At 43.1% G+C, this 14,995-nt stretch carries 19 protein-coding genes; 15 read left to right on the top strand and 4 right to left on the bottom strand.

Annotated features, from left to right (window positions below):
* Nucleotides 1-44: 44 nt before the first annotated feature.
* From cyoE to BBEV_RS09700, 6 genes are all read left to right on the top strand, one after another.
* Entirely contained in the window at nt 45-971 is a 927-nt protein-coding gene (gene cyoE / locus BBEV_RS09725; protein ID WP_069365299.1) for a heme o synthase, read from the top strand.
* A gap of 64 nt (nt 972-1,035) precedes the next feature.
* Nucleotides 1,036-2,073 carry a cytochrome c oxidase subunit II gene (coxB, locus tag BBEV_RS09720; protein ID WP_069365298.1) on the top strand — a complete coding sequence of 346 codons (1,038 nt, stop codon included), beginning with the start codon at nt 1,036-1,038 and terminating at the stop codon, nt 2,071-2,073.
* Between the two features lie 63 nt (nt 2,074-2,136).
* Nucleotides 2,137-3,942: a cytochrome c oxidase subunit I gene (gene ctaD / locus BBEV_RS09715; protein WP_069366694.1), complete on the top strand. Its 1,806-nt coding sequence runs from the start codon at nt 2,137-2,139 to the stop codon at nt 3,940-3,942.
* On the top strand, nt 3,935-4,555 hold the full coding sequence (locus BBEV_RS09710; RefSeq protein WP_069365297.1) for a cytochrome (ubi)quinol oxidase subunit III: 621 nt from the start codon (nt 3,935-3,937) through the stop codon (nt 4,553-4,555). Before ctaD ends, BBEV_RS09710 begins: the two co-directional genes overlap by 8 nt.
* Before the next feature lie 4 nt (nt 4,556-4,559).
* The gene (locus BBEV_RS09705) at nt 4,560-4,907 is read left to right on the top strand and encodes a cytochrome C oxidase subunit IV family protein (RefSeq protein WP_069365296.1); all 348 of its coding nucleotides are present in this window, start codon (nt 4,560-4,562) and stop codon (nt 4,905-4,907) included.
* 157 nt (nt 4,908-5,064) lie between these two features.
* A complete protein-coding gene (locus tag BBEV_RS09700; protein WP_084007328.1) occupies nt 5,065-5,529 on the top strand; it encodes a DUF420 domain-containing protein in 465 nt (154 codons plus the stop codon).
* Nucleotides 5,530-5,578: 49 nt separating this feature from the next.
* Here BBEV_RS09700 and ytvI read toward each other — a convergent pair whose 3' ends face one another.
* Both ytvI and BBEV_RS09690 read right to left on the bottom strand, forming a co-directional pair.
* Nucleotides 5,579-6,646 carry a sporulation integral membrane protein YtvI gene (gene ytvI / locus BBEV_RS09695; RefSeq protein ID WP_069365294.1) on the bottom strand — a complete coding sequence of 356 codons (1,068 nt, stop codon included), beginning with the start codon at nt 6,644-6,646 and terminating at the stop codon, nt 5,579-5,581.
* A 118-nt stretch (nt 6,647-6,764) separates the two neighbouring features.
* Entirely contained in the window at nt 6,765-7,121 is a 357-nt protein-coding gene (locus BBEV_RS09690; protein WP_069365293.1) for a YugN family protein, read from the bottom strand.
* Nucleotides 7,122-7,267: 146 nt separating this feature from the next.
* Between BBEV_RS09690 and BBEV_RS09685 the strand changes: the two genes are divergently transcribed.
* The 6 genes from BBEV_RS09685 (at nt 7,268) to BBEV_RS09660 (ending at nt 11,326) form a co-directional block, all read left to right on the top strand.
* Nucleotides 7,268-8,335 (top strand): CAP domain-containing protein, encoded by a 1,068-nt coding sequence (locus tag BBEV_RS09685; RefSeq protein ID WP_198154977.1) that lies wholly within the window; start codon nt 7,268-7,270, stop codon nt 8,333-8,335.
* Between the two features lie 62 nt (nt 8,336-8,397).
* Nucleotides 8,398-8,838 carry a YlbF/YmcA family competence regulator gene (locus BBEV_RS17810; RefSeq protein ID WP_084007326.1) on the top strand — a complete coding sequence of 147 codons (441 nt, stop codon included), beginning with the start codon at nt 8,398-8,400 and terminating at the stop codon, nt 8,836-8,838.
* Nucleotides 8,831-9,130, top strand: coding sequence for a YlbG family protein (locus tag BBEV_RS09675; RefSeq protein ID WP_069365291.1), 300 nt, complete (start codon nt 8,831-8,833; stop codon nt 9,128-9,130). Before BBEV_RS17810 ends, BBEV_RS09675 begins: the two co-directional genes overlap by 8 nt.
* A gap of 84 nt (nt 9,131-9,214) precedes the next feature.
* Nucleotides 9,215-9,778, top strand: coding sequence for a 16S rRNA (guanine(966)-N(2))-methyltransferase RsmD (gene rsmD / locus BBEV_RS09670; protein WP_069365290.1), 564 nt, complete (start codon nt 9,215-9,217; stop codon nt 9,776-9,778).
* Nucleotides 9,771-10,262 (top strand): pantetheine-phosphate adenylyltransferase, encoded by a 492-nt coding sequence (gene coaD, locus BBEV_RS09665; RefSeq protein ID WP_069365289.1) that lies wholly within the window; start codon nt 9,771-9,773, stop codon nt 10,260-10,262. Before rsmD ends, coaD begins: the two co-directional genes overlap by 8 nt.
* Before the next feature lie 23 nt (nt 10,263-10,285).
* Nucleotides 10,286-11,326 carry a SepM family pheromone-processing serine protease gene (locus BBEV_RS09660; RefSeq protein ID WP_069365288.1) on the top strand — a complete coding sequence of 347 codons (1,041 nt, stop codon included), beginning with the start codon at nt 10,286-10,288 and terminating at the stop codon, nt 11,324-11,326.
* Nucleotides 11,327-11,353: 27 nt separating this feature from the next.
* Here the strand turns inward: BBEV_RS09660 and BBEV_RS09655 are convergent, their stop codons facing one another.
* Nucleotides 11,354-12,571, bottom strand: a complete 1,218-nt coding sequence (locus BBEV_RS09655; protein ID WP_069365287.1) for a nucleotidyltransferase — start codon at nt 12,569-12,571, stop codon at nt 11,354-11,356.
* Nucleotides 12,572-12,785: 214 nt separating this feature from the next.
* Between BBEV_RS09655 and BBEV_RS09650 the strand changes: the two genes are divergently transcribed.
* The 3 genes from BBEV_RS09650 to BBEV_RS09645 all read left to right on the top strand — a co-directional run bounded on the left by BBEV_RS09650 (nt 12,786) and on the right by BBEV_RS09645 (nt 14,381).
* Nucleotides 12,786-13,307, top strand: a complete 522-nt coding sequence (locus tag BBEV_RS09650; protein ID WP_069365286.1) for a YceD family protein — start codon at nt 12,786-12,788, stop codon at nt 13,305-13,307.
* Between the two features lie 51 nt (nt 13,308-13,358).
* On the top strand, nt 13,359-13,532 hold the full coding sequence (rpmF, locus tag BBEV_RS17175; protein ID WP_013172572.1) for a 50S ribosomal protein L32: 174 nt from the start codon (nt 13,359-13,361) through the stop codon (nt 13,530-13,532).
* Between the two features lie 147 nt (nt 13,533-13,679).
* On the top strand, nt 13,680-14,381 hold the full coding sequence (locus BBEV_RS09645; RefSeq protein ID WP_069365285.1) for an enoyl-CoA hydratase/isomerase family protein: 702 nt from the start codon (nt 13,680-13,682) through the stop codon (nt 14,379-14,381).
* 74 nt (nt 14,382-14,455) lie between these two features.
* Here the strand turns inward: BBEV_RS09645 and BBEV_RS09640 are convergent, their stop codons facing one another.
* Nucleotides 14,456-14,986, bottom strand: coding sequence for an N-acetyltransferase (locus BBEV_RS09640; RefSeq protein ID WP_069365284.1), 531 nt, complete (start codon nt 14,984-14,986; stop codon nt 14,456-14,458).
* Nucleotides 14,987-14,995: the final 9 nt, after the last annotated feature.

Raw genomic sequence — 14,995 nt, 5'->3', positions numbered from 1 at the left:
AGAAAACATGCAATTCAGATGAAATCAGAGGGGGTGTACGATAAATGGATAAAACAGGTGCGGCAGTTTCCGCAGAAAGACTGAATCAAAATGAGTCAACCACGACGCATGTTTCATGGAAAGAATATTTAGCCATTTCCAAAACCGGGATTGTGACCAGTAATTTGATGACAGTTTTTGCGGGGTTGTTCCTTGCAGCTTATTATAATGGGGTTTCATTAACTGCTGATCCACTGACAGCTGTCTTGACTTTATTAGGGGCGGCGATGGTCATTGCGGGCGGTTGTGCATTGAATAATTATATCGATCGCGATATTGATCACATTATGGAACGGACAAAAGATCGACCATCCGTGACAGGTGTTTTGAGCGGCAGACAAACGTTGACGTATGGTCTGGTAATGGCGTTCGGCGGGGTGACATTACTCGCAATGACAACAATTACATCAGCATTTATCGGTCTTGTCGGCTTATTTATCTATGTTGTTCTTTATTCGATGTGGACGAAACGCACGACATCGTTCAATACGATCGTGGGCAGTTTTTCGGGGGCAGTACCGCCATTAATCGGCTGGGCCGCAATTGATCCTGGTCTTCACCCAGTGGCATGGACGCTGTTTTTAATTATGTTTCTCTGGCAGCCACCTCATTTCCTGGCGCTTGCAATGCGCAGAAGAGACGAATATGCAGCTGCAGGTATTCCAATGCTCCCGGTTGTAGCAGGGTTTGCCATGACGAAAAGACAGATTGTCTGGTATGTTGCAGCGCTGCTTCCTGTGTCTCTGATTGTGGTGAACTTCGGTGCAATTTACACAGTGACAGCCGGTGTTCTTGGAGCCGGATGGCTGATCCTTGGTTTAACGGGATTCAGAACACAAAACGACGTACAATGGGCAACGAAAATGTTTATTTACTCGTTGAATTATTTAACGATCTTGTTCGTAGTAATCATCCTTGTCCACTTGTTCTGATATCGGGGGTTCAATGAACAATTATGATAAGCAAATTGACTGGAGAAAGTGGGGTTGTTACAAAATGAAAAACCTATGGCGTTTGTTACCATTGGGGCTCATCCTGCTATTGTCAGGGTGTGGCGTGGAAAATTTATCAGCACTTGACCCACAGGGTCCTGTTGCGGATATGCAATACTCTTTGATTGCCTTGAGCTTATACATCATGATTTTTGTCCTGGTTGTCGTATTTTTAATTTATATTTTTGTTTTGATTAAATTCAGGGAGCGACCAGGTGATACACATATACCGAAACAAGTTCACGGGAATCGGACACTGGAGATCATCTGGACAACCATTCCGATTATTCTTTTGCTTATGCTGGCAGTGCCAAACGTGATGGATACCTTTACGCTTGCCAATACCAGCGTTATGACTGAAGAAGAAGAAGAGGAAATGGATCATGTTCATATCGAAGTCATTGCGCACCAGTTCTGGTGGGAATTTAATTATCCGGATCACGATATTGTTGCCGGACAAGACATGTATATTCCAACCGATACTAGAATCATTATTTCATTGGAGTCAGAAGATGTGCAGCACTCCTTCTGGGTCCCCGCATTGGCTGGTAAACAGGATAATGTCCCTGGAATCACGAATGAAATGTGGTTTGAAGCTCCGAACGAAGGAGTATATATGGGGAAATGTACTGAGCTTTGTGGTCCGTCACACTGGCTGATGGACTTTAAGGTTGTTGCTGTTGACCCGGATGCCTTTGATCAGTGGGCAGAGAACATGGCAGAACCTTCTGAAACGGCGACTCATCCAGAAGAAGGTACAGTCGCGGCCGATGGCCGTGAAGTATTCCAGGACAGCTGTATCAGCTGTCACGCCGTTGGAGAAGATGGCGGCGCAACGGGGCCTAATTTGACAAACTTTGGTGAACGTCAGGTGATTGCCGGTTATCTGGAGTACAATGAAGAAAATCTCGAAAATTGGCTTCGGGATACTCAGGAATATAAACCAGGTGCTGACATGCCATCGTATAGTCAAGAACAGATCGACGATGAAGAAATGGCAGCACTGATTGAATATTTAAATGGATTGAAAATTCTTGACTAAACGACTGGATGAAGGAGGTTTTCTCACGTGTCTACTGCACAAGCAGGTTCTAAAAGTGTGATCATGGAATGGCTGACAACCGTCGATCACAAAAAAATCGGCATCATGTATTTAGCAGGCGGAGCATTTTTCTTTGCTCTTGGCGGACTTGAAGCCATTTTAATGCGGATACAGCTGATGTTTCCGGAATTCTCATTTCTGAGCGCACAATCTTTTAATGAATTATTAACGATGCACGGTACGACGATGATATTTTTGGCAGCCATGCCATTATTATTCGGATTTATGAATTTTATAATTCCGCTTCAAATAGGAGCCAGGGACGTGGCATTTCCTTTTTTGAACGCATTGGGTTTCTGGTTATTCCTTTTCGGTGGTATTCTGTTGAATATTTCCTGGTTTGCCGGGGGTGCACCTGATGCCGGTTGGACGGCCTATGTGCCGCTTTCAAGTACATCACCGGGGCATGGACTGGATTATTATGTTCTCGGTTTACAGGTCAGTGGTCTGGGGACGCTGATCGGTGGAATCAACTTTTTGGTTACGGTTATTAACATGCGGGCACCAGGCATGAGTATGATGAGAATGCCGCTTTTCACTTGGAGTTCTTTCGTTGCTTCCATGCTGATTCTTTTTGCCTTTCCGGCACTGACGATTGGGTTATTGCTACTCATGTTGGAGCGGTTGTTTGATGCACAATATTTCGTAGTGGCTTCCGGAGGGAATGTCATTATCTGGCAGCACTTATTCTGGATATTCGGACACCCGGAAGTGTACATTTTAATATTACCTGCTTTTGGTATCTTCTCTGAAGTCCTGGCTACGTTTGCCAAAAAACGTATCTTTGGGTATTCCGCTATGGTGTTTGCTACACTGATTATCGGGTTCCTTGGATTCATGGTGTGGGCTCACCATATGTTTACAGTAGGTATGGGACCGGTGGCAAATGCGATCTTTGCCGTTGCAACCATGGCGATCGCTGTTCCAACTGGGATCAAGATATTCAACTGGCTGTTAACCCTTTGGGGCGGGAGGATTCAGTTTACAACCGCCAACCTTTTCGCTCTCGGTTTTATCCCATCATTCGTCATGGGTGGTGTGACCGGAGTTATGCTTGCAGTCTCCGCAGCCAACTATCAGTTTCATGACACATACTTCGTAGTGGCGCATTTCCATTACGTTATTATCGGAGGTGTCGTATTCGGGCTTTTCTCTGGCGCATTTTTCTGGTGGCCTAAAATTTTCGGATACAGATTGAATGAAACACTCGGTAAATGGTTCTTCTGGCTGTTCCTGATCGGATTCCACTTGACATTCTTTGTACAGCACTTCCTTGGTTTAATGGGTATGCCTAGACGAGTGGCATCATATCTCTCAAATCAAGGCTTGGATGAGTTCAACTTCATCAGTACAATGGGTGCCTTCCTGATGACGATCGCCTTTATTATCTTGCTGGTTAATATTTTTGTATCCATTGGGAATAAAGATAATGTACGTGATCCATGGGACGGTCGAACGCTGGAGTGGACAACACCAACACCGGTGCCTGAATATAACTTCGCGCAGACTCCTTTAGTTCGTGATCTGGATGCGTTCTGGCATGAAAAATATGAAGGTGATGGTAAAATGAAAGCTTCGGAACCATTGGAGGATATCCATATGCCGAACAGCACGATTCTTCCTTTTATCATTTCTTTGGGTTTATTCATTGCCAGCTTCGGTTTTATTTATTTGAACTATCCGATTCTGTTTGTAGGACTCATCATCACATTTGGCGCGATGTTTGTCCGCTCGGTTAAAGAAGATCACGGTCATCACATTCCGGTTGATCGAATTAAACGAGATTTGGAGGGTGATCATCATGGCTGAACACGAAGCAATAGACATTAAAGAATTGCCTGAACAACCTGAAAAAGCAACCCTCGAAGGCAGAAATAAGTATCTTGGATTCTGGTTTTTCCTTGGCGGTGAGACAGTGCTTTTCGGAAGCCTGATCGGCACCTATCTCGGACTTCGTGGAGGCACCATTGATGGTCCGGGACCAGCAGACCTGTTTCACCTGGATTTGGTGTTCATCATGACAATGATTCTTCTGACAAGCAGTTTGACTTCCGTCATGGCGATTATCAACATGCACCGAGGAAATTTTAAGAAGCTTCTGATGTGGATGTCCATGACGGTGATTCTTGGAACGGCTTTCCTTGGCTTTGAGATCTATGAATTCTATGAATATTATCACGCAGGGCTTGGTTTCTCAACATCAGCGTTTGCATCAAGTTTTTATACGCTGGTCGGCACACACGGTGCCCACGTTTTGTTCGGTATTGTGTGGATCACGACTTTACTTGTGCGCTACCGGAAAACCGGATTGACGCTTTACAATGCACCAAAATTCAATACGGCTGTCCTTTACTGGCACTTCATTGATGTCGTTTGGGTATTTATCTTTACTGTCGTGTATCTTCTCGGAATAGGGGGATGATCGAATGAGTTCACATCTTGACGCAACGGCACCTTTAAAAGGTAAACCGTCCAAGCAGACCGAGCGAAAGTTGAAAAAAGAAGCGAAGACGCAACTTGCATCTTATTTTCTGATGATTGCGATTACCAGTATGGCATTTATTTCGATTGCTTCTGACGCCATTCCATCCGGTTTTGCAATTCCGTTCATTTTATTACTTGCGGCTGTTCAAGTTACCTTTCAACTGTATATCTTTATGCATATGGGCGAAAGAAAAACAAGCTGGGTAAACATTATGATCTGGACGGGTATGCTGATTGCAGTTCTGACTGTTGGGGCATTGATGTTTTTGATTGGAGTCGTTAAATACTAATCAATTTGATCTGTTTGAGCCATTCACTGAATTGTGGATGGCTTTTTTGACACTTCATTCAGGAAGTTTTATTTATATTTGGCATAAGATGAAATCGTGGTTGATTCATGCCCGTGATGTTATACTTTACAATATCAATATAGCAGGAGGCAGAATGATGGCACTATTTTTACCTTTTATCAGTACAGTTTTTATTGCGGTCAGTGCGGTATTTGTAGCAACCGGATGGGTGCTTGTGATCCGGGGGAAAATTCAGGAACATCAAAAAGCAATGTTCTGGGGCGCGGTATTTGCGGTGATTTTTTTCATCACCTATTTATCAAAAACATTTTTCATAGGCAGCACCTCATTTGGCGGACCTGATGAAGTGGTGCTGTACTACACGATCTTTTTGATTTTCCATATTTCGATGGCAACAATTGCGGCAGTATTGGGGCTTTATCAGCTATATACAGGCTATAAACAGAAACTTGGCCGTCATCGGAAACTTGGTCCTTGGACGTCTGTGATTTGGTTCACTTCTGCGGTTACAGGTATTGCAGTATACTTACTCCTTTATGTAATCTATCCACCTGGGGAGACGACCAACCTCTTCAGAGCAATTCTCAGTTTTGGCGGATGAAACAACCTATGCGTGAAAAACACCCCGGCCGTCGATTGCCGGGGTGTTCTTAAATCTTGAAATTAAATTTAATGATATCCGCTTCTTTTGCGCTTTGAAACAAAATCACAGCCAACGGACCAAGGATAAAGCCGATGGCACCTAAAAGCATAAGTCCAATATAGAGTGAAATCAATGTTGCCAGTGGTGATAAACCAATATGGTGGCCCATGACTTTCGGTTCCACTGTACGCCGGATCGTCAACAAAATCCCTGCGAGTACGAGTAGCTGGATCGCCATGAAGGTCTCTCCCATAATGAGTTGATAACCTGCCCAGGGTGCAAGCACTGCGATTGAGCCGATGATAGGGATGAAATCAATTGCCCAGATGAAAATTGACATAATTAAGGCGACTTCTGGTGCAATAATCATCAATCCGATAATAGTAACAATAAAAATGATGATACTGACCAGGAACTGAGCTTTGAAAAATCCGAAAATGACATAAGAAAGCCTGTTAGACATAAAGCTGACTTTTTCCGCTGTCTCATCTGAAAAGTAGGTGAAAACCTTCAATTTTAAACGAGGAAGATCCAGTAGAAATAAATACAATGCAATTAAAAAAACAAGGAATGACACGATATAGGAGGGGATAGCAGTTAAAAGGCTGGTCGTCATTTCAATGATGTTGATATCCTGAATCTGATCTCTTAATCCGATTAATGCATTGGTAACAGCAAAATCAATTTCATTCACAATATCCTGGGAATACTGGTCGAACTGCAGACGCAGATTATCAAGAATATTGATCCAGGCAATATTCACGTCATTAATCATGCTGGGGAGATTATTTAAAAATTGATTTAACTGGGTCAATGCCCGAGTGAACAATATGTATCCGAGAGCCGAAATGACCGTAATGAAACTGACAAAGACAACAAAGACGGAAATTGGTCTGGTCATTTTCGTATAACGGGTCAAACCGTTCACTGCAGGTGTAAGAAACAAGGCAGCGACCAGTGCGGTTAAAATGGGTGTTGCAACGGGCAGAATATAATAAATGAGAAGCCCGATTATGAGAATTGCAATTGCAATCGTTACATATTTACGAACGAGTCTTGTTGTCGCTGGAGTCACTGATAAACTCCTTTCTGTCACTGTAATATGAAAATCATTTTATTACCTGAATGCATGTGAAAAGAAAGGCACCTCGCCTGAGATGGTCGATGTGCCTAAAAAACTCTTGAATCGCTTGTCAAGCCAGTTTGTCTGCCTTGATCTTTTCTGATGCCGCATCGATTTTCTGGTGGCATTTATCCACGATTTTTTGGGGAAACTCTTCATCGTATTCGACGCCATGAGGGTAATAATGTTTGCCAACATAAGGTGTCATCATTTCGATCCTGCAGTCTGACTGCGGGATCTCGCCTTCAACTGCAAAACAAGGCATTCTGAAGTAATAGGTTGCATCTTCGACTTGATCAATCATTTTATAATCATAGGTAGCCCGCTCGTAGTCCCAACCTCGATCGAAACCAAGATCGCTCATAATTTCATCCAGATCATCAAATCGGATCTGTACGCCTTCAAGTCCGGTTTGTTCAAATTTCATGGTGAATTGAAACCTCCTCAATTGATCAACTGATATTTTACTCTTTACTATCATATTATGAATTGTTATTACTTGCAATCATTGTGACAGCGGATTTATTGTATAATTTAATCAGAAGGTTATTCACTGAAGGAAGGAGCCATATGATGCTAAGGACAATAAGTGTTATGACGAGCTTCCTGATTATCTTTATGCTGGCATTGATCGGGTTCACGATTCTGATTGAAGACCCGTCACCGATATCCACGGAAAAATGGGAAGAAGATAATGATCGGCATATTGAATCTGATGAGGCGGATTCCTCCGTGAATCGTATTACAGAGTCCGGGTCTGTTCATGAAGAAACTGTGGGATTGCATGCCACTAGTGAAGAACTGCAATCCCGTTTTGGTAAACCGGACCAGGTCTTCTGGACGCCTTACGGTTACGAATGGTGGCGTTTTGATGAGGTTGTGACTCCGCATTTGTACGGGATTCAGAATGGTACTGTTGTGACGAAAATGATCGTTGAAAACGGGTCCTCCGTAAACGGCATCTCAATTGGTGAATCATATGAATCTGTGAGAAACCGATTCGATTATCAGGACGAAGTGGATCTTGGAGGCGTCATGTCGAGCTATGTCTTCGATTTGACAGAAGAAGATGTATTGACAAAGCCTCTTGTGATTCTTGAGTCAGGAGATTACGCTCAGTTGTATTTTGACAAGTTTGACGGCAGCTTAACAGCGGTCAGGAAACAAACAGAGGAAGTTCTCTTAACACAGCGCCCATATAGTCTTTCGTACCGGGGGTCGCTCATTGAACCGGAAGAATTAGCAGGTGATGAGATGATTCAATGGCAAGAAGGACAAGAGGAACTGATTCATATTCTCAGCAACCACTTCAGAGAACAAAAAGGATTATATTCAATGGAAAAAGCTGAGGACGTCCGGTTAATTGCCAGAGCACATAGTCGCGATATGTATTCGAATGGTTTCTTTGCTCATGATTCACCGAATACGGGTTCATTGGCGGACAGATTGAATGAAGATGACGTGAATTTTCAAGGCGCCGCTGAAAACATAGCTGCACATTACATCGACAGCCTCGAGGTGGTTAATGGCTGGTTAAACAGTGAAGGACATCGTGTGAATCTGTTGAGTGAGGACTTTACTTATGTTGCAAGTGGTGTTTATGACTTTTATTACACCCAAAACTTCATAAATTACCGTTAGAATAGAAGGGTATCGTCAGATGGAAGAATTTCATGTTATACTGAAAGCTGGAGGTGTTCAATTTGACTACTGCGATGATCACAAATGTAGATGTCCTTATGGCATCTGATGAGTTGAATGAGTTGGTTCTCCATTCGGAGATTTATCATAGTTATATCGAATCGAAAAAAGAAGTTCAGAATACCGATTCGTGCAGGCAATTACTTCATAAATTTAATGAAAAGAAAGTTGCCTATGACGAAGTGCAAAGGTTTGGGAAATATCATCCCGATTTCCATACCGTTACCCGGGAAATTCGGGAACTGAAGCGTCAAGTTGATACAGATCCGGTTATTCACTCTTTTAAAGAGGCAGAGAAAGCACTTGAAGCACTGCTCGATGAGATCAGTGAGACGCTTGCGGCCTCTGTATCATCAGATATTAAAGTACCGACAGGAAATCCATTTTTTGAGTCTGGTTGCTCAGGTGGCTGCGGAACAGGAGGGAGTTGCGGCTGTGGTTGATGAAAAAGAGGAGTTCGAACCGGAAAAACGGTTAGGGCTTGTTGTCTGGCTTCATTCCTTGAAACCGTTAAAACAGTTAAAAAGGCACGGTCACATTCATTATGTGTCCAGGAGAATGAAATATGTGTATTTATACTGTGATATTGATCGCGTCGAAGAAGTAACAAAACGACTGCTTTCCATCAATGCTGTCAAGAGCGTTGAGCAATCGATGCGGCCCTTTATCAAAACAGAGTACCAGTCTAAGGCACCCAAAGAAGCGAAAAAAGAAGAATATAAAATGGGAATCTGATCATGATTTCATTGTTTGGCCTTCAGTACGCCTGAAGGCTTCTTCTGTTTGATAGATAACGATGAACGAGAGGGGGGAACGCTGATGAGAGTGATCAGCGGTCAAATGAAAGGCAAGAAGTTAAAAAGCGTTGCCGGGATGTCGACAAGGCCGACATCCGATAAAGTAAAAGAAGCCATTTATCAAATCTTAGGCCCCTATTTTGATGGTGGCGTCGTTCTTGATCTTTATGCAGGAAGCGGTGCAATGGGGATTGAGGCTTTGAGCAGAGGGATGGACAAAGGGATTTTCAATGATAAAACCGGTCAAGCAATACGAACAATTAAAGAAAACCTTCGTGAAACAGGTTTGATGGAGCAAAGTGAAGTGTACCGCAATGATGCTCAAAAAGCCCTGAATCACTTGGCTGAAAGAAATTTGCAGTTCCATCTGATTATTCTCGACCCTCCCTATCAAAAGCAGGCGATACCAGAGAATCTTTCTTCCATCTGTGAACTCGACTTACTTCATGCGCATGGTGTGATTCTCTGTGAACATGATCGGAAAGTTGAATTGCCAGAAAAGATTGACGGAATAGTCAAAGTCCGAAACCTGGCATATGGGGATACAGTCATATCATTATACGAATGGAGTGAATTGCATGCGTGAAAAAATCGGCATTATACCCGGGAGTTTTGATCCGGTAACCAAAGGACATCTGGATATCATCACAAGGGCTTCAGGACTCTTTGACAAGGTGATTGTGTCTGTATTAAACAACCGGACTAAAAATCCACTGTTCTCTGCAGAGGAGCGAGTGAAATTAATTGAAAAAACCGTCGAATCATTGGACAATGTAGAAGTAGATCAATTTGACGGACTTCTGATTGACTATGTCAGACAAAAAAATGCGAAAGCGATTATTAAAGGACTCAGAGCAGTATCTGATTTTGAATATGAACTTCAGATGGCGTCCATTAATCAAAAACTGGACAAGCAGGTCGAAACGGTATTCATGATGACAAGTCCGGAATATGCCTATTTAAGTTCTAGCATCGTTAAAGAACTGGCAAAATATCATGCACATACTCAGGATCTCGTACCGGAATGTGTGGAAGATGCATTGAATAAGAAATTCAATAAAGAACTGTAGCGGGTTTTGGAAGGAGTCGGAGGATGCAAGAATCAAACAGTAACTGGTCGCGTTCAATAATCAAATGGGTCGTTTTATTCGGTATTATTATTGGATTGAATTTTATACAGACGCCATACTATTTCACAGTTCCTGGTGATGCGAAAGTATTGAGCGAAGTCATTGAGGTTGAAGATCGTTATGATTATGAAGGATCTTTTATGCTGACGACGATCCGGATGGGCAGAGCCAATCCAGTCAATTATGTCTGGTCGGTGTTCAGCGATCGAAGAGAACTATTGCATATGGATGAGGTAAGACCGCAAGGTGAAAGTGATGAACAATATCAACACAGGCAGATGATGCTTATGAGCGGTTCTCAGGAAACGGCAGTGATCGTCGCTTATAAAGAAGCTGATGAGACTGCCGAATTCGAGTACCACGGTGTACTGGTCACACAAGTGATTGAGGGGATGGATGCGATTGAAGTACTCGAATCAGGAGACCGGATTATTGGTATAGGCGATAATAAAGTTGAGGAAGTCCAGGAAATGCTGGACTATCTTTCCGACTATGAAGAAGGTGATGTGGTATCTGTTACTTTTGAACGCGGGGATGAAGAACGTACTGAAGATATTGAAATTCAGGCATTCCCGGAAGCTATCGGTGCAGAACCAGGTGCGGCAGGTTTAGGGATAGGAGCCCCGGTGACAGATCGGACATTGACCACATCAAAGCAGGTGGACATTGATGCCGCACAGATTGGCGGGCCTTCAGCGGGACTGATGTTCACCCTTGAAATCTACAACCAATTAACTGAAGAGGATATTACAGCTGGTTTAAATATCGCAGGGACCGGTTCAATGAATGAAGAAGGCAGTGTAGGCAGAATTGGTGGAACCGGTCAAAAAGTTCATGCAGCTCACGAATCTGGTGCAGATGTATTCTTTGCTCCATATGAAAACGGAAATGAAAGTTCGAATTATAATGAGGCACTTCGGGCTGCAGAATCAAGCGGAACAGACATGGAGATTGTTCCTGTGGACACGTTCAGCGACGCGCTTGATTATTTGTATGACCTTTAATCCTGATCACATTCAGGGTGATCTTGATCAGACACGAGGTTCATCCTGACCTGTAAATATGGGTCTGCGCTTGTATTCTTCAGGGTAATAGTTCAGATGTCGAATAGGTAAATGATAGATTTGAGCTGCTCTTTCGTTTAAAGATGACGCAGTTGTTGCTCCTGATTGGTGTTTGTTTGAAATGAAATGCAAATCTCGGTGTTTAATTGAATGCAAGTATGCTTTCCCGGTTTCATTCATGGCGAGTATGCGGTAGGGTGGAGGATCCTCAAGTGCGTCTTGCAGTTCTTTTTTCGTGACATGAATGAGCATGTGAACGAGCAACCGCTGAATCCGTGTTCTTGTGTAACGTTTTGTTTTCACCTTTTTGATAAACGTATCAAAATCAGCGGCTGTCACTGCCCGAATCAGCCGGTTTTCAATTCCTTCGTCGCAGTCGTAAATGCAAGAGAGTTCTTCCGGTTTACTGGTCATTAAACGGTATTGTAAAAATGGGTAGAAGGACTCCCAATGGTTTAATACTTTTTCGGTTGTTTCTGTTTCGTCTAATGCGGATAATGTAGCGTGAGGAACGGCGTCAGAGATGACTTCTTGCCAGTTATGCTGGTTGAAAATCGCTTTACGGATCCCTGTTGCACTTGCATAAGTGCTGTATTTAAATTCCTCATCATGATAATTGGCCCCGATGCGCTGAATGGTGTGAACTTGCAGGGGTTTAAACAATTCTGCTGCACGGGTATAATGGAAACCAAGACTATTATTGGGTTTGGACATGTCGAGACGTAACTGTTCCCCGCATGCATCCTCAATAGCTGATGCATAAGCTTTAGGGAAACTGATACCAGTTTTCAATTGTTTTTTCAAAAGCTTGTCAATCTGATCTTTATTCGTCACACTGGCCTTGGCAGCATGGATGAAAGCGGCGGTGTCTCCGCATTCACTTCCAAAAACAAGATCTGTAACACCTGCTTGATGAAGCATGGATACAGCCCCCGCTGCAAACCGGTCAGCGGGTTGGACAGCATAATGAAAAGGCAGTTCAAATACCAGATCGACGCCGGTTTCAACGGCGACTTTAGCTCGTGTCCATTTATCGATAATCGCAGGTTCCCCGCGTTGCAGGAAGTTTCCACTCATAATCGCAACGGTTACATCAGCATTTGTCTTCTTTGCAGCTTCTTTCAGATGATGAAGGTGGCCGTTATGAAACGGGTTATATTCAACAATTAAACCTGTAATACGCATTGAAAGCCTCCTTATTAATCTGTAATGACGATAACCTGATCAGTTGAGTGATAACAGTTCAAATCCAATCCATTACATCAGGATTATATCAAATTGTTATCCTATAAAAAACCATATGTATCAACAAAAAGTTCAACCAGTATTGTAAAGAAATATTCTTGACAAAGCATTGCTTGAAAGATATAATTACATTTGTTGTCTTGAGGTGAAAGAAATGAAATGGTCAGTACAGCAGTTGCAAACCCTCCGGCATAAGGGATTGCAATTGAACGAATCGGTCGACATGAGTCAGGTAATGAGTGTAGACCGTGAAATCAGAGACGTCACCCCTGTTCATGTAAGTGGGAAAGCGTTGTTCACCAAAGAATCTGTAACATTCAAGTTGCAGCTCGAAGGAAGCATGACGCTGCCGTGTGCACGAACATTAAACGATGTTAAGCATCCCTTCACCATTCAAGCGGTGGAGATATTCCCCCTTGAAGAATGGGCCACCTTCGAAGAGGATGACGATGACGTCCATGACCTTGATGGTCAAACGGTTAACTTACTGCCTTATATTCAGGAGAGAATCCTTCTGGAAAAACCGTTGAGAGTTTTCAGCGATCAAAAGGCAGGCCCAGCTCCAGAGGAAGGTCCAGGCTGGCAACTCAATGTTGATGTTGAGGATGAACACTCCGATGACACACAGGTGGATCCGAGACTGAAAAAACTGGGAGATTTTTTTGATAAGCACTAACATGCTGTCAAACGCACCATAACAATGAATATCATCAAGGAGGTGGGACTCATGGCAGTACCATTTAGAAGAACAAGTAAGACGAAAAAGCGTCAACGTCGTACACACTTAAAATTGCGCGTGCCGGGCATGGTTGAATGTCCTGAATGCGGAGAAATGAAACTTTCTCACCGTGTATGCAAGTCTTGTGGAGCCTATAAAGGCCGGGACGTCGTATCAAAATAAATGACAGTGACGGCAGGAAGAGCTCTAAACAGCTTTTCCTGCTTTTTTTGCTTTGTAACATGTTTGATGTGGTATTTCTAATGCCTTACATGGATATTGTTTCCGTGAGTTCTAATCGACAGCGATGAAGGATTGGGAGTGAATAGCATGAGAACAGTTGAACAATCTTGGCTTGATAAGGGCGTGGCAAAAATTACATTGAATCGGCCACATGTCAAAAATGCTGTGAATTTTGACATGTTGGAGAATCTGGAGATTGTTCTGGATCAGCTCGAGCGGGATAAGACATTACAGGCAGTTTTGATCTGCGGCGCTGGAGAGACATTCTGCAGTGGTGGCGACCTGAACGATTTTCATACACTGGCAGGGGGGGCGGATGTATATGATCATATGCTCAAACCGATGATGGATCAATTATATCGCATTGCGTTTTTGCCTTGTCCTGTTACGGCTTTTGTTGAGGGAGCAGCGATAGGTGGTGGAGCGGAACTGGCCATGGCTTGTGACAAGGTGATACTTACACCGGCTTCCAAAGTAGGTTTTATTCAGGTGAAGTTGGGTATTCAAACCGGCTGGGGAGGAGCGGAATTATTAAGTCGTCATGTCGATCACAAAACGGTATTTGAGATGTTGTCTACCGGAGAGCTTTATTCCGCAAATGATCTTGAGCAAAAGGGACTGACAGTCAAGGCATCGATCCCCTCTGTTGCAGACCTCAAAAACGTTCATAAAAAAAGGGCTGACGAAACTATGTATCAAGCGATGAAAATGGAGGCCTTAACCTGTTCAAGGTCCTGGGGAAGTGAGAAACACGGAGAAATGATACGTTTGTTTCTGGACCGTCAATAAATGAATGTTGCTCAAAAAAAACCGTAACCATGCATTTCGCGCAGTTACGGAATAATAATTATCGTCTTCAGGGATTACGTTTCCTCATTTTCAATGGGTTCGGATTTCGCCTGAACAGCTTTTTCTTGCACATGGAGCTTTTCTTTTACGCCTTCAGGAAGCCAGACATAAGGGTTTTCACCACGATCGCGGTCTGTCTGATAAGTTAACGGAGAAAAAGCTTGTTTTTTCCAAAAATCATCTGAGCGTTGGCGTGCATTTGTTTTGACAGGAAGACCAAAACTTTTTGCGTATTCAACCATTGCATTTCCAATCCCTTTTCCCTGGTAGCCTGGAAGTACTTCGAGCTTCCAGAGTTCCAAATAATCGTGAGGCGGATCAAAATACTGGTCGTATTTTGCATTAATCTTATAAAGGCTCATTCGTCCAACAAGCTTGTTGCCGAAATAGACGCCATAGAAAGGTGATTCACTGTCATTTTCAACAATGTTTTCTTCAAGGTCTTCTTTCATGGACAGCTCCTGCTGACCATATTCCCTGAAATTCTCAAATTCTTCGAGCGTTTTAAAATTCACTCTCAGTTTGACTACTTCATGTCCTGTCATCATAACCCC

This window comes from Salisediminibacterium beveridgei (assembly GCF_001721685.1).
GTDB classification, from domain to species: Bacteria; Bacillota; Bacilli; order Bacillales; family Salisediminibacteriaceae; genus Salisediminibacterium; species Salisediminibacterium beveridgei.
This window is presented reverse-complemented; position numbering and strand designations above follow the sequence as displayed.